Genomic DNA, 21,394 nt, shown 5'->3' on the forward strand with positions numbered 1-21,394 from the left:
CTCAACCCCGATCGCGCAGCCTCTGCGACGCCGCCAGCACGCCGATCGTGAGGATGCCGTTGCGCATCCGCCCGGCGAGGACCGCATCGACCGCGTCAGCGAGCGGGACCCACTCCACACGGATGTCGGCTTCTTCGTCCTCGCGGTCGTGCGCGGTCTCGGCCGCCGCGATACCGGTCGCGAGGAAGATGTGGATCATCTCGTCGTTGCCGCCAGGGGTCGTCCACGACGAGACCAGGGGCTCCCAGTGCGCGGCTGTGAGATCCGCCTCCTCCGCGAGTTCGCGGCGTGCGGCGGCCAGCGGCTCCTCCCCCTCCACGTCGAGCAGCCCTGCGGGCAGCTCCCAGTCGCGGTGGCGGATCGGATGCCGGTACTGCTGGATCAACAGGACGCGGCCCTCGTCATCGAGCGCGAGGATGGCCACGGCACCCGTATGGTCGACGTACTGCCTGACCATCTCGCCGTCCCGGTAACGCACACGATCCGAGCGCACGTCCCAGACCCTGCCCTCGTAGACGAGGTCGCTCTGCAGCACCTCAGGCTCGAACGGCTCGTCCCGGAGGCCGTCGGCCTGCTCAGGCATCGGCGACGACGTCTTCGCTCACGTCGAACAGCTCGCTGGCACGGTGCCGCTCGATCGCGGCGCCGACGAGCCCGCGGAACAACGGGTGCGGCGCGGTCGGACGTGAACGCAGCTCGGGGTGTGCCTGCGTGGCGATGTAGTACGGGTGCACGTCGCGCGGCAGCTCGACGTACTCGACCAGATCGAGCTCGGGGTTCAGACCGGAGAAGACCAGCCCCGCCTCGGTCAGGCGATCGCGGTAGGCGTTGTTGACCTCGTAGCGGTGTCGGTGACGCTCGGCAGCCTCCGGCGTACCGTACAGCTCGCGGGCGAGCGATCCTTCGGCGAGAGCGGCCTGGTACAGCCCCAGACGCATCGTGCCGCCGAGGTCGCCGCCGTCGAGGATCTCGATCTGCTCCGCCATGGTCGCGATGACCGGCTCCGATGTCTCCGGGTCGAACTCGCTCGACGACGCCCCGGCGATGCCTGCGACGTCGCGGGCGTACTCGATCACCATGCACTGCAGGCCGAGGCACAGGCCCAACGTCGGGATGCCCTGCTCGCGGGCGAACTTGAGCGCGCCGAGCTTGCCCTCGATGCCGCGGATGCCGAAGCCGCCGGGCACGCAGATGCCGTCGAGTTCCGCGAGCTGCTCCTGCGCACCTTCGGGCGTCTCGCACAGGTCGGAGGGGATCCAGCGGATGTTGACCTTGGTCTCCTGCGCGAAGCCGCCGGCCTTGAGAGCCTCGGTCACGGAGAGGTACGCGTCGGGCAGGTCGATGTACTTGCCGACCAGGCCGATCGTGACCTCGTGCTTCGGGTTGTGCACGGCGTGCAGCACCTTGTTCCAGCGTGTCCAGTCGACGTCGGCGGCCTTCTGGTCGAGACCGAGGCGGCGCACGATGTACGAATCGAGGCCCTGCTCGTTGAGCGTCGACGGGATGTCATAGATGCTCGGCAGGTCGACCGTGTTGATGACACCCTCGACGTCGACGTCGCACATGAGCGCGATCTTGTTGCGGTTGCTCTCGCTCACCGGGCGGTCGCTGCGGAGCACGAGCGCGTCGGGCTGGATGCCGACCTGGCGCAGGGCCGCGACCGAGTGCTGGGTCGGCTTGGTCTTCTGCTCCCCCGACGCGCCCATGAACGGCACGAGCGAGACGTGCACGAAGAACACGCTGTCGCGGCCGAGCTCGTGACGGAGCTGGCGTGCCGACTCGAGGAACGGCTGCGACTCGATGTCACCGACGGTGCCGCCCACCTCGGTGATGATCACGTCGGGACGCGGGTCCTCAGACGCCTGCAGACGCATGCGGCGCTTGATCTCGTCGGTGATGTGCGGGATGACCTGCACGGTGTCGCCGAGGTACTCGCCGCGGCGCTCGCGCGCGATGACCTGCGAATAGATCTGTCCGGTGGTGACGTTCGCGGCCTCGGACAGGTTGATGTCCAGGAAGCGCTCGTAGTGGCCGATGTCGAGGTCGGTCTCTGCACCGTCGTCGGTGACGAACACCTCGCCGTGCTGGAACGGGTTCATCGTGCCCGGATCGACGTTCAGGTACGGATCGAGCTTCTGCATCACGACGCGGAGTCCGCGGGCCGTGAGGAGGTTGCCGAGGCTGGCTGCGGTGAGGCCCTTACCCAAAGACGAAACGACACCACCGGTCACGAAGATGTGCTTGGTCGTGTCGTTCTTGGGTCCCGCGGAAGAAGAGTTCATCACGGGCTTCGATCCTATCAGGCGGCGGGGACGCGGAGGCTGAGAAGTTCGCGAGCGTGGGTCAGAGCGGCGTCGGAATCGGTGAGTCCGGAGAGGAGACGGGCCATCTCGGCTTCGCGTTCTCCCCCTTCCAGACGCCGTACGTCCGAGGCGGTGACCGCACCATCGTGGGCTTTCACGACGGAGAGGTGATTGTTCGCGAATGCGGCAACCTGCGCCAGATGGGTCACGGCGATGACTTGCGACTTCTCGGCGAGCCGGGCGAGTCGTCGTCCCACTTCGATGGCTGCCGCCCCTCCGATACCTGCGTCGACCTCATCGAAGACGAAGGTCGGCACCGGATCGGTCGCCGAGATGACGACCTCGATGGCCAGCATCACGCGAGACAGTTCGCCGCCCGACGCCCCCTTCGAGACCGAGCGGGGCTCCGCGCCGGGGTGCGGGGCGAGGAGGATGGCGACGTCGTCGCGACCGTGGGTGCTCTCCGTCCCCTCGGAGACGACGACCTCGAGTCGCGCATCCGGCATCGCGAGGGCATGCAACTCCTCTGTCACCGCCTCGCCGAGGCGCGCTGCAGCTTCCGTGCGTGCTGCGGTGAGGGCTGCGGCTCGCGCGTCGAGTTCGGCCCGTGCCGACTCACGCTCGGCGATCAGCCGTTCGATGCGGTCGCCGTCGTCGTCGAGCTCGGCGAGCCGCGTGGATCCGGTCTGCCAGAGGGACAGGGCCTCGTCGAGGGACCCGTGGGCCCTGATCAGCGTCCCCAACGCGGCTCGACGTTCTTCGACGGCTGCGAGTTCGTGCGGCCCCGTCTCGTCGAGGTCGGCCAGGTAGGCGGACAGCTGTCCGGCGACATCCGCGATCCGATAGCCGATGTCGGCGACGCTCTCGCCGATCTCGGTCAGTACGACGTCCCCTGCACGCTCGAGAACGCGACGCGCCTCGGCGACGAGCGCCGAGGCATCCGGCTCGCCCTCTTCGTTCGACAGTGCTCCGTGGGCGAGCGATGCCGCCAGCCGAAGCTCCTCCGCGTTCGCGAGGCGCTCAGCCCGACCGGCGAGCTCCTGGTCCTCCCCGGCTCCGGCGCCGTCGCCTCGATCAGCGCGAGCGCCTCCCTGAGACGCGAAGCCTCTTCCGCCCGGCGGTCACGGTTCTCGGTGATCTCGGTGATCTCGGCGTCGAGAGTCCGCCAGCGTGCGAAGGACTCCGCATACTGCGCGAGAGCGTCGGTGATCCGGCTGCCTCCGAAGCGGTCGAGCGCATCGCGTTGCGCCGCAGCGGATCGCAAGCGCAGCTGTTCGGACTGCCCGTGCACCACGACGAGCTCCTCAGCGAGGGCCGAGAGCACGCCGGCGGGTGCGGCGCGGCCGCCCACGCTCGCTCGGCTGCGTCCCTCCGCGCTCAGCGTGCGCGAGACGTACAGCTCGGCTGTTCCGGAGCCCGCAGGCTCGAGCTCGCCACCGGCATCCGCCACGATCTCGGCGATGTCCCCCTCTTCGGGGACGATCCACACCCCGCGACCGACGCCTGGGCGGCGCCCGCGCGAACGGCGCCGGAGTCGGCGCGCTGGCCGAGGAGCAGGCCAAGCCCCGTCACCACCATCGTCTTGCCCGCACCGGTCTCGCCCGTGATCGCCGTGAAGCCGGGCCCCAGCGGCAGCACGGCATCGGCGATCACGCCGAGCCCCTGCATCCGCATCTCCTCGATCATGACGGCGTCCCCAGAGCCTGGCCGCGCCATCCTTCGACGGGCAGTTGGAACTTGCGGACGAGTCTGTCGGTGAACGCGGTGGGGTGCAGACGCGCGAGTCGCACGGGTCGCGACGAGCGGCGCACCACGACGCGTGCACCCGGCGGCAGATCATGAGATCGTCGCCCATCGCACCAGAGGATGCCCGAGCCGTCGGTGCGCTCGAGCATCTCGATCGCGACCGCCGCGTCGGGACTCACGACGAGTGGCTTGGCGAACAGCGCATGCGCTGAGAGGGGGACGACCGCGATCGCCTCCACGCTGGGCCAGATCACGGGTCCTCCCGCCGAGAAGTTGTAGGCGGTCGATCCTGTCGGGGTGGAGATGACCATGCCGTCGCATCCGAAGCTCGACAACGGACGACCGTCGATCTCGAGCACCACCTCGATCATCCGCTCGCGGCTGGCCTTCTCGACGGTCGCCTCGTTGAGCGCCCAGGTCTCGTACACGACGTCGCCCGCCGCATCCTTCACCCGCACCGACAGCGCGAGCCGTTCCTCGACCTCGTAGTCGCGATCGATCACGCGACGCACGGCCTTGTCCATGTCGTCGCGATCGATCTCGGCGAGGAACCCGACATGACCCATGTTGATGCCGAGCACAGGAGCACCGGCGTCGCGGACGAGTTCCGCCGCGCGCAGGATCGTCCCGTCGCCGCCGAGCACGATCGCGAGTTCGAGTTCGGCGGGATCGACTGAGGCGCCGAGCACGTCGGTCGCGGCGAAGAACCCGTCGACTGCCACGAGCGCTTCATGGTCGTCGGCGGCGAGCACGGGTCGTGCACCGGCTTCGCGCAGCGCATCGATCACGCGACGGGCCGCTTCGACGGTGTCCACACGGCCGGCATGCGCGACGACCAGGATGTTGCGCTCGTTCATCGTCCTCCTGCCAGTCGGTTGATGCTGTCCAACCATTCTGTCGGATTGCTCCCCCGCCCCGGCGCGAGGTGCACCAGATACTCGGCATTGCCATGCGTGCCGAGCAGTGGGGAGGGAAGGATGCCGAGCATTCCGAGTCCCACGTCCCACGCGCTCCAGACCGTGCGGGCGACCGCATCCGCGCGGGTTGCGGGATCGGTCACGAGTCCGCCCCGCACCGCGGTGCGGCCCACCTCGAACTGGGGCTTCACGAGCAGCAGCACATCGGAGTCCGGTCGCGCGATCCCTGCGACGGCCGGCAGCACGAGTTCGAGGGAGATGAAGGAGAGGTCGCCGACGACGAGGTCGGGGACATCCGTCTCACCCGTGGCCTCGGCGAGGTTCTCCGGGGTCATGTGCCGCACGTTGTACCCCTCGACGGAGGCGACGCCCGGATCCGCGGCGATCGACGCCGCCAGTTGGCCGTGCCCGACGTCGACGGCGAGCACTCTCCTGGCACCTCGTTCGCGCAGCACCTGGGTGAATCCACCGGTGGACGCGCCCATGTCGAGAGCGAGCCGGCCCTGGACGGGGATGCCGAAGCCGTCGAGACCGGCGATCAGCTTGTGCGCCGCACGCCCGACGTAGTGGTCCGAGCCTGCGATCGTGATCTCCGCGGTGTCGGCGACCGCGGTGGACGCCTTCACGACAGGCCGTCCATCCACGCTCACGAGCCCCTCGGAGATGAGTGTGGCTGCGTGGCTACGCGAACGGGCGAGTCCTCGGGCGGCGAGGGCGGCGTCGAGTCGCGTCATCGGGATCCCGGAGTCTCCCGCTGGTCGAGCTTCGCACCGCTATCCAGACGTCGCGAGAGCTCGTCGTGCAGCGCCGAGTAGGCGTCTGCACGCGAAGCGAGCGGTTGGCCCTCGATCAGCCGCAGGCGACTCCACAGACCATCGGTCGGCGCACTCGTCGTCTCTTCGCTCACCCTTCCACTGTACGCGGGACGTGCGACAGGCGACGGAGCCCACGCGAGATCGCTCAGGGGCGGTGGAAGGGATCCAGGTAGAGGCGTTCGGGGACCCGGAGCACGAACACGGGTGTGCCCGACGCCCAGATGGCGGCTGCCCCCGCGCGCAGCAAATCGATCTGCTGGTCCGACTCGGCCACGATCACGACATCGGCTCCCTCGACCCGCACAGCAGCGCCGTTGACGTGGAACACCCCGTCTCGTTCGGTGACCTCGGGGTACGGCAGGTGCAGTTCGCGAAGGTCACCGAGGATGTACGTGGGACGGGAGCCCTCCGGTGCCGCCAGCACGTGCTTGGGGCGGTCGATTCCGGTGAGCACGAGCACCGAGTCGATTCCGACACGGCTCGCACCCATGATGTCGGTGTCGAGCCGGTCGCCGATGAACAGAGCCTTCTGCGCCCCGAAGCGGGCCAGGGCCTCTTCGAAGATCGGTGCTTCAGGCTTGCCCGCGACGGTCGCCAATCGACCCACCGCCGTATGGACGGCGGACACGAGGGTGCCGTTTCCCGGCGCCACCCCGCGCTCGCGCGGAATCGTCCAGTCCGTGTTCGTGGCGATCCACGGGATGCCGCCCTCGTCCTCGGGGAGCTTGAGCGCGAACGCGGCTTCCGCGAGGTCGGTCCAGGCGACCTCGGGTGCGAAGCCCTGCACCACTGCGCTCGGCGAGTCTTCGGCGCTGCGTGTCACCGTGTAGCCGGCCTTGCGCACCTCGTCGACGAGCCCGTCGCCGCCCACGACGAGGATCGTCGCGGGCGCGGGCACGATCCGCGCCATCAGCCGCATCGCCGCCTGGGGGCTCGTGACGACGTCGGATGCGTCCACCCGGAGCCCGAGGCTGCTCAGATGCGCCGCGACGGAGGCATCGGTCCGGGCGGCATTGTTGGTGATGTATCCGAGCCGAACCGTCTTCGCGGCCTCGTTGAGGCTGTCCACGGCGAAGGGCAACGCCCCGGGGCCGGCGTAGACGACGCCGTCCAGGTCGGCCAAGACCGTGTCGACACCGTCGAGCGGCGTGCGCAGACCGCGCTTACGAGAGAACAGCGCCACTACGCCTCCGGATCCGCGTCATCGGCCTCGTCTTCACCGAGGAGCTCGCGCACCTCATCCTCGACGGTGGGCTCTGCAGGCTCAGCGTCGGACTCGACGCGCTCCGTCTCCGTACCCTGGCGCCGCGAAGCGGCATCCTCATCGTCAGAGACACCGTCACTGCCAGTGACAACATCACCGTCAGAGACAACATCACCGTCAGAGACAACATCACCGTCAGAGACAACATCACCGTCAGAGACAACATCACCGTCAGAGACAACATCACCGTCAGAGACAACATCACCGTCAGAGACAACATCACCGTCAGAGACAACATCACCGTCAGAGACAACATCACCGTCAGAGACAACATCACCGTCAGAGACAACATCACCGTCAGAGACAACATCACCGTCAGAGACAACATCAGAGACGAGCTCATCGTCGTCGAAGTCACCCTCGATCAGGCCGTCCTCGATGTAGATCTCCTCGTCGCCGGCCTCGTCGATACCGAGTGCTTGTGCGGCGACTTCTGCACGCTCGGCCCAGAATTCAGCCTCCTCGGTACGCCCGAGGTCCTCGAGCACCGCAGCGCGAGCGGCGAACAGCGCCGGGCTCCACTCGAAAGCACGATCCGGGTCGAGCTCAGGAATCTCGAGCTCGCCGAGCGCAAGCTCGAGATCGCCCTGGTCGAGTCGGGCGCCCGACATCGCTATCGCCAATGCGACGCGCACGGGAGTCTCGAGCGTCGAACGGTCGACGGCACGCCCCGTCTCCAGGGCACGATCTGAACGTCCGATGCCGCGCTCGCTGTCGACCATGAGGGCGATCTGATCGTCCTTGCCCGAGATACGGCGATAGGTGCGCAGCTCGCGGAGAGCGAGCGCGAAGTCCTCGGTGGCGTAAGCCGTGATGCCGAGGGTCTCTCGAACGATCGCGATACGGCCGGCGCGACGAGATGCAGCCAGCGCATGCTCGTGTGCGAGCGCCGGGTCTTCGTCGATCAGCCGGGACGCCATCGCCAGGTGGCGAGCGACGTGCTCGGCGTTCTCCTTGCTCAGGGTCTTGAGCTCGTTTCGAGCAGACGCATGCAGGTCGCGTGCGGTGACATCATCGGGGATCTGCGGCTCATCGAACCGGGGCCGCTCGTTCGCAGCCTGGGTCGGACGCTCCCGACCCGTCCCCCGCGCTGCGGGAAGGAACGCGAACGATCGCGGTCACCGCCCTCGCGACGCGGGGCACCACCATCACGGTTGTAGCCGCCTTCGCGACGAGGGGCACCACCATCACGGTTGTAGCCGCCTTCGCGACGCGGGGCACCACCATCACGGTTGTACCCACCTTCACGGCGGGGGGCGCTACCGGAGTCGCGGTTGTAGCCGCCTTCGCGACGCGGGGCACCACCATCACGGTTGTACCCACCTTCACGGCGGGGGGCGCTACCGGAGTCGCGGTTGTAGCCGCCTTCGCGACGAGGAGCACCACCATCACGGTTGTACCCGCCTTCACGACGCGGGGCACCACCATCGCGGTTATAGCCGCCTTCACGACGCGGGGCACCACCGGAGTCGCGGTTGTACCCACCCTCACGACGAGGGGCACCACCATCACGGCTATAGCCGCCTTCACGACGCGGGGCACCACCATCACGGTTGTACCCACCTTCGCGACGAGGGGCACCACCGTCACGGTTGTACCCACCCTCACGACGAGGGGCACCACCATCACGGTTGTACCCACCCTCACGACGAGGGGCACCACCATCACGGTTATAGCCGCCTTCACGACGAGGGGCACCACCATCACGGTTGTACCCACCTTCACGACGCGGGGCGCCACCGGAGTCGCGGTTGTAGCCACCCTCACGACGCGGGGCACCACCATCGCGGTTGTAGCCGCCTTCACGACGCGGGGCACCACCATCGCGGTTATAGCCGCCTTCACGACGAGGGGCACCACCGTCGCGGTTGTAGCCGCCTTCGCGACGCGGGGCGCCACCGGAGTCGCGGTTGTACCCACCCTCACGACGAGGAGCACCACCATCACGGTTATACCCACCCTCACGACGAGGGGCGTTGCCATCGCGACTGCGCTCGGGGCGACCGCCAGAAGGTCGGTTACCGCGCGATCCACTGTCGTCGTTGCGACGCGGACGGCGCTCTTCCTCTTCCGGCATGATGCTCCCTGTTCTTTTCGTAAAACGCAAAATGGCCACCCAGCGTTGGGTGGCCATTTTGTTTAAAAGGAGTCCGGCGGTGTCCTACTCTCCCACAGGGTCCCCCCTGCAGTACCATCGGCGCTGTGAGGCTTAGCTTCCGGGTTCGGAATGTAACCGGGCGTTTCCCTCACGCTATGGCCGCCGAAACACTATTGATGTTTCAATCAAACACATAACAAAGTCATTGTTGTTATGCGGTTCTCGACCGTACATCGAGAACCACTCAGTGGACGCGTAGCACCAACAAACGGTGTGTTATCAAGTCATCGGCTTATTAGTACCAGTCAGCTGCATGCATTACTGCACTTCCACATCTGGCCTATCAACCCAGTAGTCTGGCTGGGAGCCTCTCACCCGAAGGTATGGAAGTCTCATCTTGAGGCCGGCTTCCCGCTTAGATGCTTTCAGCGGTTATCCATCCCGAACGTAGCTAATCAGCGGTGCTCCTGGCGGAACAACTGACACACCAGAGGTTCGTCCAACCCGGTCCTCTCGTACTAGGGTCAGATCCTCTCAAACTTCCTACGCGCGCAGCGGATAGGGACCGAACTGTCTCACGACGTTCTAAACCCAGCTCGCGTACCGCTTTAATGGGCGAACAGCCCAACCCTTGGGACCTACTCCAGCCCCAGGATGCGACGAGCCGACATCGAGGTGCCAAACCATGCCGTCGATATGGACTCTTGGGCAAGATCAGCCTGTTATCCCCGAGGTACCTTTTATCCGTTGAGCGACAGCGCTTCCACAAGCCACTGCCGGATCACTAGTCCCGACTTTCGTCCCTGCTCGACCTGTCAGTCTCACAGTCAAGCTCCCTTGTGCACTTACACTCGACACCTGATTGCCAACCAGGTTGAGGGAACCTTTGGGCGCCTCCGTTACTTTTTGGGAGGCAACCGCCCCAGTTAAACTACCCACCAGGCACTGTCCCTGAACCGGATTACGGTTCGAAGTTAGATATCCAGAGTGACCAGAGTGGTATTTCAACAATGACTCCACACGAACTGGCGTCCATGCTTCAAAGTCTCCCACCTATCCTACACAAGCCACACCGAACACCAATACCAAGCTGTAGTAAAGGTCACGGGGTCTTTCCGTCCTGCTGCGCGTAACGAGCATCTTTACTCGTAATGCAATTTCGCCGAGTTCGCGGTTGAGACAGTTGGGAAGTCGTTACGCCATTCGTGCAGGTCGGAACTTACCCGACAAGGAATTTCGCTACCTTAGGATGGTTATAGTTACCACCGCCGTTTACTGGGGCTTAAATTCTCAGCTTCGCCTTGCGGCTAACCGGTCCTCTTAACCTTCCAGCACCGGGCAGGCGTCAGTCCGTATACATCGTCTTGCGACTTGGCACGGACCTGTGTTTTTAGTAAACAGTCGCTACCCACTAGTCTCTGCGGCCTCCAAACGCTTTCGGGAGTAAATCCCTATACGCCGAAGGCCCCCCTTCTCCCGAAGTTACGGGGGCATTTTGCCGAGTTCCTTAACCACGATTCTCTCGATCTCCTTGGTATTCTCTACCTGACCACCTGAGTCGGTTTGGGGTACGGGCGGCTAGAACCTCGCGTCGATGCTTTTCTTGGCAGCATAGGATCACCCACTTTTTATCCGCATCGTGTCTCAGCCTCAATGAATCGCGGATTTGCCTACGACTCGGCCTACGCACTTGCACCAGGACAACCATCGCCTGGCTTGGGCTACCTTCCTGCGTCACACCTGTTAATACGCTAACCGCACCAGAATGGGGTCGTGCGCTAGGCCCAGAGCGTCACCCCGAAGGGATCAGTCACTGGGATTCAGACACTTAGCACTACTGGATTAGCTTGGGCGGTTCTTCGCCGGTACGGGAATATCAACCCGTTGTCCATCGACTACGCCTGTCGGCCTCGCCTTAGGTCCCGACTTACCCAGGGAAGATTAGCTTGACCCTGGAACCCTTGGTCTTTCGGAGGACGTGTTTCTCACACGTCATTCGCTACTCATGCCTGCATTCTCACTCGTGTAGCCTCCACGGCTGGTTTACACCGCCGCTTCGCTGGCCACACGACGCTCTCCTACCCATCAACACGGCTGGACCACGAAGGCCTACCAATAATGTCAATGCCACAACTTCGGTGGCGTGCTTGAGCCCCGTTACATTGTCGGCGCGGAATCACTTGACCAGTGAGCTATTACGCACTCTTTCAAGGGTGGCTGCTTCTAAGCCAACCTCCTGGTTGTCACAGCAACTCCACATCCTTTCCCACTTAGCACGCGCTTTGGGACCTTAGTTGGTGGTCTGGGTTGTTTCCCTCTCGACTATGAAGCTTATCCCCCACAGTCTCACTGCTGCGCTCTCACTTACCGGCATTCGGAGTTTGGCTGACGTCAGTAACCTTGTAGGGCCCATCGGCCATCCAGTAGCTCTACCTCCGGCAAGAAACACGCAACGCTGCACCTAAATGCATTTCGGAGAGAACCAGCTATCACGAAGTTTGATTGGCCTTTCACCCCTATCCACAGCTCATCCCCTCAGTTTTCAACCTAAGTGGGTTCGGTCCTCCACGACGTCTTACCGTCGCTTCAACCTGGCCATGGATAGATCACTTCGCTTCGGGTCTAGGACATGCGACTGAATCGCCCTATTCAGACTCGCTTTCGCTACGGCTACCCCACACGGGTTAACCTCGCCACATATCGCTAACTCGCAGGCTCATTCTTCAAAAGGCACGCTGTCACCCCTACTAAGGAGGCTCCAACGGTTTGTAAGCAAACGGTTTCAGGTACTATTTCACTCCCCTCCCGGGGTACTTTTCACCTTTCCCTCACGGTACTTGTCCGCTATCGGTCATCTGGGAGTATTTAGGCTTATCAGGTGGTCCTGACAGATTCACACGGGATTTCACGGGCCCCGTGCTACTTGGGATACTCTTCGCGCCAAGAGAAGCATTTCGACTACGGGGTTGGCACCCTCTATGACCGGCCTTTCAAGACCGTTCGTCTATACCTTCTTGTAACGCCGCCACCTCGGCAGAGATGACTGAAAAGTCCCACAACCCCCAACGTGCAACGCCTGCCGGCTATCACACACGCTAGGTTTAGCCTGATCCGGTTTCGCTCGCCACTACTAACGGAATCGCGGTTGCTTTCTCTTCCTGTGGGTACTGAGATGTTTCACTTCCCCACGTTCCCTCTACCCGCCCTATATATTCAGGCGGGAGTCACTAGGTCGGCACGCCGCCCAGCGGGGTTTCCCCATTCGGACACCCTCGGATCAAAACTTGCTTATCAGTTCCCCGAGGCTTATCGCAGATTGCTACGTCCTTCTTCGGCTCCAGATGCCAAGGCATCCACCGTTTGCTCTTAAAGACTTGAAATCACATGAGTTTGAATCAGAATCGACTCCAGACTCGAAAGCCTGGAATGAAATTGACTAATGATCTTTAAGATCATCTTGTGCAACAACCCGAAGGCTGTTGCAAGATGCTCGCGTCCACTGTGTAGTTCTCAAAGTACGGGCGGTACCCCTCACCGCTTCCCCACCGGGGAAACAACGAAAGGCCCAGAGCAACCGACTGTGCACTCGACCCGAAGGCCAGTGCGCATCCGGTCCCTCAGGACCCAACAGCGTGCAAGTGCGACATCCGCCACCCTCCCCGTTCCAACCACCGAAGCGGCGTACTGGAGAAGAACAACATCCTTCACACCATGTCAAATGTTCCACCCATGAGCTCCCAGCGAAGAACATGTGCCTTCGATCTGGGTTCTGGACACCCGAAAGTGTCAGATGCTCCTTAGAAAGGAGGTGATCCAGCCGCACCTTCCGGTACGGCTACCTTGTTACGACTTAGTCCTAATTACCGATCCCACCTTCGACGGCTCCCTCCACAAGGGTTAGGCCACCGGCTTCAGGTGTTACCGACTTTCATGACTTGACGGGCGGTGTGTACAAGACCCGGGAACGTATTCACCGCAGCGTTGCTGATCTGCGATTACTAGCGACTCCGACTTCATGAGGTCGAGTTGCAGACCTCAATCCGAACTGGGACCGGCTTTTTGGGATTCGCTCCACCTCGCGGTATTGCAGCCCTTTGTACCGGCCATTGTAGCATGCGTGAAGCCCAAGACATAAGGGGCATGATGATTTGACGTCATCCCCACCTTCCTCCGAGTTGACCCCGGCAGTATCCCATGAGTTCCCACCATTACGTGCTGGCAACATAGAACGAGGGTTGCGCTCGTTGCGGGACTTAACCCAACATCTCACGACACGAGCTGACGACAACCATGCACCACCTGTTTACGAGTGTCCAAAGAGTTGACCATTTCTGGCCCGTTCTCGTATATGTCAAGCCTTGGTAAGGTTCTTCGCGTTGCATCGAATTAATCCGCATGCTCCGCCGCTTGTGCGGGTCCCCGTCAATTCCTTTGAGTTTTAGCCTTGCGGCCGTACTCCCCAGGCGGGGAACTTAATGCGTTAGCTGCGTCACGGAATCCGTGGAATGGACCCCACAACTAGTTCCCAACGTTTACGGGGTGGACTACCAGGGTATCTAAGCCTGTTTGCTCCCCACCCTTTCGCTCCTCAGCGTCAGTTACGGCCCAGAGATCTGCCTTCGCCATCGGTGTTCCTCCTGATATCTGCGCATTCCACCGCTACACCAGGAATTCCAATCTCCCCTACCGCACTCTAGTCTGCCCGTACCCACTGCAGGCCCGAGGTTGAGCCTCGGGATTTCACAGCAGACGCGACAAACCGCCTACGAGCTCTTTACGCCCAATAATTCCGGATAACGCTTGCGCCCTACGTATTACCGCGGCTGCTGGCACGTAGTTAGCCGGCGCTTTTTCTGCAGGTACCGTCACTTTCGCTTCTTCCCTGCTAAAAGAGGTTTACAACCCGAAGGCCGTCATCCCTCACGCGGCGTTGCTGCATCAGGCTTGCGCCCATTGTGCAATATTCCCCACTGCTGCCTCCCGTAGGAGTCTGGGCCGTGTCTCAGTCCCAGTGTGGCCGGTCACCCTCTCAGGCCGGCTACCCGTCGACGCCTTGGTGAGCCATTACCTCACCAACAAGCTGATAGGCCGCGAGCCCATCCCCAACCGAAATTCTTTCCAGACGCAGACCATGCGATCACGTCACATATCCAGTATTAGACGCCGTTTCCAGCGCTTATCCCAGAGTCAGGGGCAGGTTGCTCACGTGTTACTCACCCGTTCGCCACTGATCCCACAGAGCAAGCTCCGTGTTCACCGTTCGACTTGCATGTGTTAAGCACGCCGCCAGCGTTCATCCTGAGCCAGGATCAAACTCTCCGTAAAAAAGAAATGCATACCCCACCGGGAAAACGGTGACGCAGCGAGTTTGATGCTGACCAAAGAGACAAATTCATTGCTGACTTCATCCAATGCCAACCCCCCGAAAGGGATTGGTCTTTGATCCAAAGGAATTCTCACCCCCACCGAAGTGGAGACGAGGATAATTTGGCATTTGACAAGTGCACGCTGTTGAGTTCTCAAGGATCGGATGCTCCCACGACCCAGCCATCACAGCCAGGCCCGCAGGGCAACTTCTCTATCTTAGCCACCCTGTCTCGCTTGTCAAATCGACGCGCCCGGCGAATCAGTGATCCGCTGCGCAGCCTTTGACAGCCGCAGAAGGGGTGGATCTCCCATCCTAGACGCAAGCGTCTGATCTCTCAAGAGAGAAGGATGTGTGGGAGTGGTTCTCCGCTTGAGGGGGGTGAAGCTCTCGGCTCCTCCGCTTCCCTGTGGGGCGAACAAGTAATAAGTTACGTGGATTCCAGGGTTCTGGCAAATCGGGCCACACCCCCCGGGCGTGTCGCGCCCGACCTGCTTGCGGTTTCGGCCGGATCAGCGCAGGTTTCCGGCGGAGTCACGGCGCGGAGTACGATCGCGCCATGCCGTCGATCCCCCGCGCACCCTCCCCGCTCGACGACCGGGCGCATCCGTGCTCGCTCGTGTCCTCGGCGAGATCGGACTCCCGGTCCAGGGGCGACCGCGGACCGCGGGCACCGCGTCCCCTCCCCTCACGCCTCGCCACCGGTGAGCTGGCCTGGGCCTGCGTCACGTCCGCACAGGTCGCCGCTGGCCGGACGCCCGACACGATCGACCCGCATCGCGTCGCCGTCGCCTACCGCAGCGACAGGTATCTCCAGATCGGTGGTGCCGCTCCCCGGTGTGGTCGCCCTACTCGGGGTTCTGGCGCACGGACGACGGTTGGATCCGCACCCACGGCAACTACCCTCACCACGCAGCGGCTCTGCTCCGTGGTCTGCAGCTCGCCCCCGACGCCGATGCCGACGCCGTACGCGCCGCGCTCGAGCAACGGACCGAGTCGGATGCCCTCTCCGCGATCACGACGGCCGGTGGACTCGCGGTCGCCGTTCGGGCCGAGCGTCCGGATGAGGACCGCGCGCTGAGGGACACTCCGGTCCTCGACATCGTCCGGTTCCCCGGCCGGGTTCGTCCGCCACGGCGCATTCCCGAGGACCAGCCCCACCTCCCCTGCGGGGCGTGCGTGTTCTCGATCTGACGAGGGTCATCGCCGGACCGGTCTGCACACGCACTCTCGCCCTCCTTGGCGCGGACGTGCTGCGCATCGACCCCCCGCGACTGCCGGAGCCGGAGTGGCAGCATCTCGACACAGGACAGGGAAAGCGCTCCGCGGTGCTCGATGCCCATGCTTCGCGGATCCACGAATTGCTCGGCGAGGCCGACGCTGTCGTGCTCGGGTATCGTCCCGCCGCACTCGCTCGGCTCGGACTGGATCCGGATGACCTCGCTCTCCGATACCCCGGCATGGTGATCGCACAGCTCAGCGCGTGGGGCGCGGAGCACCCCGATCGGGCGGGCTTCGACAGCCTCGTGCAGGCGGAGTCCGGCATCGCGCTCATCGAATTGCGGGACGCGGAGACACCCGGCGTCCTTCCCGCGCAGGCACTCGACCACAGTGCCGGGTATCTCCTCGCCGCGGCTGTCACGGCGCTCCTACAGCGCCGCGCCGTCGAGGGCGGAACGTGGCGTGTCCGCACCTCGCTGCGCCGGGTCGCGGCGGAGCTCCTGGGCATGCCTCGCATCCGGGAGCCCGAACCTGAGACCGCGTTCGATGCGCGCCCCCACCTCGTGCACTTCGTCGTCGACGGGCGCGAGGTCGTCACCGCGAAGCCGGCGCTGAGCGGCTTCGACTTCGCCGCGCCGCGTTCATGGGGCCGGGATCAGCCCGTCTGGTGACGTCCGCCGCGCACCGATACCACGACGCACAGCACGAGAGTCAACGCACCCCAGAGCGCGCACGCCGGGGAAGCACGCGGTAGGCGAGGTGTTGGACGGTGAACTGCGCATCCAGCGGTCCGAGCACCACGAGTCCCCAGACCCAGGCGCCGACGAGGATCACCGGCAGCGACACCCACCACGCCACGCGCACGACGCCGGGGAGCGATTGCTCGATGTCGGTCCGCGCGGGTCGGCCGCGCAGCCAGATCAGCGAGTACACGCCGATCACGGCGAGGCCGATGACGCTCGATCCGTGCTGGAGCCACTTGAATCCGGGCACCGGGCCCCACATCGCGTCGAGTCCGGGGAAAAGCTCCACCCCCCACCGGCCCTCATGCGTGAAGAGGTCCCAGACGATGTGCGAGAGCACTCCGAGCAGCAGCGATACCGCGAGGAGAACCGGGTACGAGCGCTTCGCCCCCACCCCGACAGCTTTTCCGGCCGCGATCATCCCCCGGTCGTCCCATTCCGTGGGCAGCAGGCGCGCGAGCCACGCCGGCGACAGGTCGGGGACGGCAGGGCGCAGCACGACGCGCCACAGCACGAACAGCACGAACGCCCCCAGCGCGGTCCAGACGACGTTGCCGAAGGTGTGGGTGAACGCGTAGTTCAGACCCACCCCGCGGAGGAACAGAGGCAGGTCCGGCGTCATGGCTCCGATCGCGATCGCCGCAGGCACCAGGGGTGTGCGGACGAACGGCAGCGCGACGACCGCGTGGCTCGGAGTGAAGGGCATGCCGCTGACGACTCAGGCGAGGAAGACGCCGGCGAGGGTCTTCTTGCCTCGACGGAGTACAGAGACTCCGCCCGGCAGGGTCCCTCGGATCGTGGCGGAATCGTCTTCGACGCGTTCTCCGTCGAGAGTGACGCCGCCCTGGCCGATCGCGCGTCGGGCTTCGGACAGGCTCGCCACGAGACCCGTGGCGACGAGCGCCTCGACCACCGGAGCATCGGCCGCGACCGTCGCGTTCGGCAACTCCTCCAGCGCCGTGCGGAGCGTGTCCGCATCGAGTGCCGTGAGGTCTCCCTGACCGAACAGCGCCTCGGACGCCGCGATCACGGCCGCCGTCGCCTCGATACCGTGCACCGTCGCGACGACCTCGAGCGCGAGGCGCTTCTGGGCTGCACGACGGAACGGCTCGGTCTCTACGAGCTGGGCGTACTCCTCGATCTCGGCGCGACTCAGGAAGGTGAAGACCTTCAAGCGCTCGATCACGTCGTTGTCTGCCGTGCTGAGCCAGAACTGGTACATCCGGTACGGGCTGCACATCTCGGCGTCGAGCCAGATCGCGTTGCCTTCGCTCTTGCCGAACTTCGTCCCATCGCTGTTGGTGATCAACGGCGTGCCGATCGCATGCACCGAGGCGCCCTCCGCACGTCGGATGAGGTCCGTGCCGCTGGTGAGGTTGCCCCACTGATCGGAGCCCCCGGTCTGCAGCACGCAGTCGTACTGGCGGTACAGCTCGAGGTAGTCCATGCCTTGCAGGATCTGGTAGCTGAACTCGGTGTAGCTGATGCCCTCGTCGGAGTTCAGCCGCGCCGCCACCGCGTCTTTCTTGAGCATCGTGCCGACCCGGAAGTACTTGCCGATGTCCCGCAGGAAGTCAATCGCGCTGAGGGGCGCCGTCCAGTCGAGGTTGTTGACGATGCGGGCCGCGTTCTCGCCCTCGAAGCTGAGGTAGCGCTCGACCTGGCCGCGTAGCCGGTCGACCCACTCCGCGACCGTCTCGCGGGTGTTCAGCGTGCGTTCCGCCGTGGGGCGAGGATCGCCGATGAGTCCCGTGGAGCCGCCGACCAGGCCGAGCGGCTTGTGCCCGGCCAGCTGGATGCGGCGCAACGTCAGCAGCTGCACCAGGTTCCCCAGATGCAGGCTCGGCGCCGTCGGGTCGAACCCGCAGTAATACGTGATGGGGTCTCCCGCGAGCAGGGCGCGCAGCGCCTCCTGGTCGGTGGACACGTGGACGAGGCCGCGCCATACGAGTTCGTCCCACACGTTCTCGAACGTGGGGTCGATCGCCGGGGTCGCGGTCGTCAGAGCGGGAGTTGACACGCGCTCCAGGCTATCAGCGCGCGAACGCCGCTCCCGCCTCACGCTGGTGCGTCGAGCTCGTCCCGTTCCTCGGCGGTGAGCTCGATATTCGCCGTGTCGAGGGCGAGGTCCAGCTGGGCGAGCGTGCTGCCGCCGAGGATAGGACGGATGCCTTGCGCGAGCAGCCATGCCAGAACGATCTGACCGCGCTGCACACCACGCCGATCGGCGACCCGAGTGAGTGCCGCGAGTCGCTGTTCCGTTCCCGGGTGCTCGTACACGTCGGGGACGGACTTGGCCGCGTTGTCGTACGCACCGGACAGCAGGGGCGTGTACGCCCAGGTCTCCATCCCGTTCGCGGCGGCGAAGTCGCGCTGCTCGTCGCTCAGCACCCCGAACGGGTGGATCACCCCGGGCGGCCGCGTGCCGGGGCGGACCCGCAGATACGTGCTGTTCAGCTGGAAGGCGTCGATCGGGATGCTGCGGATCGACGCGGCATGCGCGCGTGCCCGCTCGATCCGCCACGCCGGGTGGTTGGATGCGCCGACGCGTCGGACGGCCCCGCTCGAGGTCAGCGCCGCGAGGCCGTCGACCGTCTGCTCGATCGGCACGGCGCGGTTCTCCTGGTGGAGCCAGAGGAGATCGACGGCGTCGACGCCGAGACGTTCGAGGCTGCCCTCGACCGCCTGACGGATCGCGCGCGGCGAGAGTCCGGTGCGGTGCTCGGGCCACGAGCCGGGCCACAGCGGCTCCGCGCCGACCTTGGTGGAGAGGCGCACGTGGCTGCGGATGCCGGGACGCGCGGCGAGCCAGCGACCGATCACCGCCTCTGACGCCCCTCCGTGCCCGGTGTCACTCGCCCAGAAGCTGTAGCAATCCGCGGTGTCGATCCACACGCCGCCGCGTTCGACGAAACGATCCAGCAGGGCGAACGAGACGTCTTCGTCGACCAGCGTCCCGAAGGACATGGCGCCGAGGACGATGGGGGAAACAGAGGTGTTCTGAACGGTCATGGGTTCAGCCTGCAACCTGGAGCGCACTCCAGGTCAAGACCTAGGATCGACGCCATGACCACCTACACCCCCGCGGAGACGGCGGCACGCTCCGGATTCAGCATCGACACACTGCGCTACTACGAGCGCGAGGGAATCCTTCCGGCGGTTCCGCGCACGGCGGGCGGGCATCGCGCCTATACAGACGCCGAGCTCGGTCTGCTGGAGTTCCTCAAGTGCCTGCGGGAGACGGGCATGCCGGTGGAACGACTGCGCCGCTACGGTCAGCTCTGCCGGAGTGAAGACACGATCCCCGAGCGGATCGCCCTGTTGGAGGAGCACGCCGAGACCGTGGAGCGTCAGCTGGCCGAGGTGCTCGCGCAGCAGCGCCGGCTCGCGGAGAAGCTGACCTGGTACCGCGAGCAGCTCGACTGATTCAGCTGTGCGCGGCCCACCACACGAGGAAGGCGGCGCCGAGCGCGATCACCCAGCTCACGAGACTCCCGACGAGGAAGTACTCGGCTCTGGCACCCGTCTCGCCGTCTCGGGAGATCTCCGGGAACCGCACGATGCCCTTCGCCGCGAGCATCGCGGCCAGCACGGGATACGCGGCGGCGAGCGTGAGGATCATGACCAGTATGCGCTCCAACGGTCCGATGAGGCGGCCTCCCTTGAATCCGTTCCGAGGGTCGGCCCGCGGCGTGCTGGCGGCGTCCGTCGGTGCGGTGTCGAGCCCGGCAGCAGGCTCGGCAGGTGCGGGATCGGTGGACGGCTGCGCGGCGGGCTGCGCGGGATCGGCAGGACGCCAGGTGTGCTCGCCGTCGAGCGCGGCGCGCACGACGAGGTTCGACGACTCCAGGAGGAACACCGCTGCACCGAGCGCGAGTACGGCGAGGTCGAACTCCACCACGCCGAACGGTGAGCGCAGGCTCCACAGTTCGCCGATGAGCCCGGCTTCCGGCCGAGCTCCGGCCCACAGGACGGACCCGACGCTCACCGCCGCGAGGACGACCGCCGGCCAGAATCCGGCACGCGACGGTCCCTCGTCCGGCATGCTCCAGACCCAGAGGACACCGACCGCGAGCCCGAGGAGCGCCGCGAGCAACGCGTCGCCGCCGATGCCGAGGAGGATGACGACGGCCGCGGCTGCGACATACCCGATCCATCGTCGGGGGACGAACTGACGCACGAGGTCGGCGGCTCCGATGGCGAGCAGGATGAATCCGGCGACGATCATGCCTTCTGCCCCCTCAGCGCGTCGAGGCCCTCGAGGAGGGCGGCGGCTCCGGCGCTGCGCAGGGACTTCGAGACACTCGGCTGAGAGATCTGCTCCTGCGCAGCGAGCCCTGCTGAGACCGACCGACCGCTCGACCGTAGGTGAGGCGCCGCTCGCGGGCGCTCATCGCGCCGACCAGCTCGTCTCGGACGAGCAGATAGGCGTTGGATGCGGCGACGGTGGTCTCCATGACCTCATCCTGCCCCGGAGCACCGACAATCCAGGTGCGGGTCCGCGGAACGGCGCGTTGCTCGCGGGAGTGGACGGTCTCGATCGCCGCCCGTGCGGCATACCAGCCGGGTCCGTCGGCGAGTTCGCCGTGCACCGACTCGACCGCGGTGACCTTCCCGATGCCGAGACCGAATCGGAAGGCGATCCCGTCCGGCAGCCGCAGCTGGATCATCAGGAGCGAGGTGAGTGCGTCAGGGAGGGCACGGTAGACGGCCTGCTGCTCGTCTCCTACCGTGGGCGTGAGCGGGTGCACCGCGAGGGGGAGGTCGTGCTCGACCTGCGCGATGGTCTCGTCGAGGATCCGTTGAGCTGCTCCGCGATCGCTCAGTTCGCGGGATCCGACGATGTCGGCGATGACGGCGATGACCATGCGATAACCTTATCACGAATATCGCTGAGTTATGCCGTATATGGTTATGGATAG

The 21,394-nt window shown here is 65.0% G+C and carries 16 protein-coding genes, 3 rRNA genes and 1 pseudogene; 3 read left to right on the plus strand and 17 right to left on the minus strand.

The features are described 5' to 3' along the window. Position 1 precedes the first annotated feature (1 nt). The 12 genes and pseudogenes from G4G29_RS12775 to G4G29_RS12830 form a co-directional block, all read right to left on the minus strand. Entirely contained in the window at positions 2-583 is a 582-nt protein-coding gene (locus G4G29_RS12775) for an NUDIX hydrolase (RefSeq protein ID WP_183150396.1), read from the minus strand. Beyond that, the gene (locus G4G29_RS12780; RefSeq protein WP_183150397.1) at positions 576-2,282 is read right to left on the minus strand and encodes a CTP synthase; all 1,707 of its coding nucleotides are present in this window, start codon (positions 2,280-2,282) and stop codon (positions 576-578) included. Before G4G29_RS12780 ends, G4G29_RS12775 begins: the two co-directional genes overlap by 8 nt. Positions 2,283-2,299: 17 nt before the next feature. Further along, positions 2,300-3,989 (minus strand): annotated as a pseudogene (recN, locus tag G4G29_RS12785) (DNA repair protein RecN). Next, the gene (locus G4G29_RS12790) at positions 3,986-4,906 is read right to left on the minus strand and encodes an NAD kinase (RefSeq protein WP_183150398.1); all 921 of its coding nucleotides are present in this window, start codon (positions 4,904-4,906) and stop codon (positions 3,986-3,988) included. Before G4G29_RS12790 ends, recN begins: the two are co-directional and overlap by 4 nt. Further along, a complete protein-coding gene (locus G4G29_RS12795) occupies positions 4,903-5,700 on the minus strand; it encodes a TlyA family RNA methyltransferase (RefSeq protein ID WP_183150399.1) in 798 nt (265 codons plus the stop codon). Before G4G29_RS12795 ends, G4G29_RS12790 begins: the two co-directional genes overlap by 4 nt. Beyond that, positions 5,697-5,873 (minus strand): hypothetical protein, encoded by a 177-nt coding sequence (locus tag G4G29_RS12800; protein ID WP_183150400.1) that lies wholly within the window; start codon positions 5,871-5,873, stop codon positions 5,697-5,699. Before G4G29_RS12800 ends, G4G29_RS12795 begins: the two co-directional genes overlap by 4 nt. Positions 5,874-5,926: 53 nt before the next feature. Next, positions 5,927-6,964, minus strand: coding sequence for an HAD-IIA family hydrolase (locus tag G4G29_RS12805; protein WP_183150401.1), 1,038 nt, complete (start codon positions 6,962-6,964; stop codon positions 5,927-5,929). Beyond that, positions 6,964-7,767, minus strand: a complete 804-nt coding sequence (locus tag G4G29_RS22185) for a polymer-forming cytoskeletal protein (protein ID WP_244631995.1) — start codon at positions 7,765-7,767, stop codon at positions 6,964-6,966. Before G4G29_RS22185 ends, G4G29_RS12805 begins: the two co-directional genes overlap by 1 nt. 307 nt (positions 7,768-8,074) lie before the next feature. Continuing rightward, entirely contained in the window at positions 8,075-9,028 is a 954-nt protein-coding gene (locus G4G29_RS12815) for a hypothetical protein (RefSeq protein WP_183150402.1), read from the minus strand. Positions 9,029-9,193: 165 nt separating this feature from the next. Continuing rightward, positions 9,194-9,310: ribosomal RNA gene (gene rrf / locus G4G29_RS12820) — 5S ribosomal RNA — on the minus strand. A gap of 108 nt (positions 9,311-9,418) precedes the next feature. Continuing rightward, positions 9,419-12,523 (minus strand): 23S ribosomal RNA (locus G4G29_RS12825). Between the two features lie 421 nt (positions 12,524-12,944). Next, positions 12,945-14,468: ribosomal RNA gene (locus G4G29_RS12830) — 16S ribosomal RNA — on the minus strand. Together the 16S, 23S and 5S rRNA genes form the textbook arrangement of a ribosomal RNA operon. Before the next feature lie 877 nt (positions 14,469-15,345). Here G4G29_RS12830 and G4G29_RS22190 point away from each other — a divergent pair. Next, positions 15,346-15,702, plus strand: a complete 357-nt coding sequence (locus tag G4G29_RS22190; RefSeq protein WP_244631996.1) for a hypothetical protein — start codon at positions 15,346-15,348, stop codon at positions 15,700-15,702. Next, on the plus strand, positions 15,684-16,400 hold the full coding sequence (locus G4G29_RS22195; protein WP_244631997.1) for a CoA transferase: 717 nt from the start codon (positions 15,684-15,686) through the stop codon (positions 16,398-16,400). The genes G4G29_RS22190 and G4G29_RS22195 overlap by 19 nt, the downstream gene beginning before the upstream one ends. Positions 16,401-16,440: 40 nt before the next feature. Here G4G29_RS22195 and G4G29_RS12840 read toward each other — a convergent pair whose 3' ends face one another. Genes G4G29_RS12840 through G4G29_RS12850 form a run of 3 tightly spaced genes read right to left on the minus strand, consistent with a single transcriptional unit; the run spans position 16,441 to position 19,484 of the window. Further along, on the minus strand, positions 16,441-17,178 hold the full coding sequence (locus G4G29_RS12840) for a DUF4184 family protein (RefSeq protein ID WP_244631998.1): 738 nt from the start codon (positions 17,176-17,178) through the stop codon (positions 16,441-16,443). Positions 17,179-17,190: 12 nt separating this feature from the next. Then, complete coding sequence (gene tyrS / locus G4G29_RS12845; RefSeq protein WP_183150403.1) at positions 17,191-18,492, minus strand: tyrosine--tRNA ligase; 1,302 nt, start codon at positions 18,490-18,492, stop codon at positions 17,191-17,193. 38 nt (positions 18,493-18,530) lie between these two features. After that, a complete protein-coding gene (locus G4G29_RS12850; RefSeq protein ID WP_183150404.1) occupies positions 18,531-19,484 on the minus strand; it encodes an aldo/keto reductase in 954 nt (317 codons plus the stop codon). 54 nt (positions 19,485-19,538) lie between these two features. Here G4G29_RS12850 and G4G29_RS12855 point away from each other — a divergent pair, with 54 nt between their 5' ends. Next, a complete protein-coding gene (locus tag G4G29_RS12855) occupies positions 19,539-19,898 on the plus strand; it encodes a MerR family transcriptional regulator (RefSeq protein WP_183150405.1) in 360 nt (119 codons plus the stop codon). A 1-nt stretch (position 19,899) separates the two neighbouring features. On the opposite strand, the gene G4G29_RS12860 is transcribed toward G4G29_RS12855, so the two are convergent. Both G4G29_RS12860 and G4G29_RS12865 read right to left on the minus strand, forming a co-directional pair. Beyond that, a complete protein-coding gene (locus G4G29_RS12860; protein ID WP_183150406.1) occupies positions 19,900-20,700 on the minus strand; it encodes a hypothetical protein in 801 nt (266 codons plus the stop codon). Positions 20,701-20,713: 13 nt separating this feature from the next. Beyond that, entirely contained in the window at positions 20,714-21,340 is a 627-nt protein-coding gene (locus G4G29_RS12865) for a SatD family protein (RefSeq protein WP_345941072.1), read from the minus strand. Between the last annotated feature and the right edge of the window lie 54 nt (positions 21,341-21,394).

The organism is Microbacterium sp. Se63.02b (assembly GCF_014171575.1).
In the GTDB taxonomy this organism is placed as follows: domain Bacteria; phylum Actinomycetota; class Actinomycetes; order Actinomycetales; family Microbacteriaceae; genus Microbacterium.

Bases quoted from the DNA above. Each gene is read 5' to 3' on its own strand.
- G4G29_RS12775 (WP_183150396.1), bottom strand. From the start codon at position 583: ATGCCTGAGCAGGCCGACGGCCTCCGGGACGAGCCGTTCGAGCCTGAG.
- G4G29_RS12780 (WP_183150397.1), bottom strand. From the start codon at position 2,282: ATGAACTCTTCTTCCGCGGGACCCAAGAACGACACGACCAAGCACATC.
- G4G29_RS12790 (WP_183150398.1), bottom strand. From the start codon at position 4,906: ATGAACGAGCGCAACATCCTGGTCGTCGCGCATGCCGGCCGTGTGGAC.
- G4G29_RS12795 (WP_183150399.1), bottom strand. From the start codon at position 5,700: ATGACGCGACTCGACGCCGCCCTCGCCGCCCGAGGACTCGCCCGTTCG.
- G4G29_RS22185 (WP_244631995.1), bottom strand. From the start codon at position 7,767: ATGGTCGACAGCGAGCGCGGCATCGGACGTTCAGATCGTGCCCTGGAG.
- G4G29_RS12815 (WP_183150402.1), bottom strand. From the start codon at position 9,028: ATGGCAACGCCCCTCGTCGTGAGGGTGGGTATAACCGTGATGGTGGTG.
- G4G29_RS12840 (WP_244631998.1), bottom strand. From the start codon at position 17,178: ATGCCCTTCACTCCGAGCCACGCGGTCGTCGCGCTGCCGTTCGTCCGC.
- G4G29_RS12850 (WP_183150404.1), bottom strand. From the start codon at position 19,484: ATGACCGTTCAGAACACCTCTGTTTCCCCCATCGTCCTCGGCGCCATG.
- G4G29_RS12855 (WP_183150405.1), top strand. From the start codon at position 19,539: ATGACCACCTACACCCCCGCGGAGACGGCGGCACGCTCCGGATTCAGC.
- G4G29_RS12860 (WP_183150406.1), bottom strand. From the start codon at position 20,700: ATGATCGTCGCCGGATTCATCCTGCTCGCCATCGGAGCCGCCGACCTC.
- G4G29_RS12865 (WP_345941072.1), bottom strand. From the start codon at position 21,340: ATGGTCATCGCCGTCATCGCCGACATCGTCGGATCCCGCGAACTGAGC.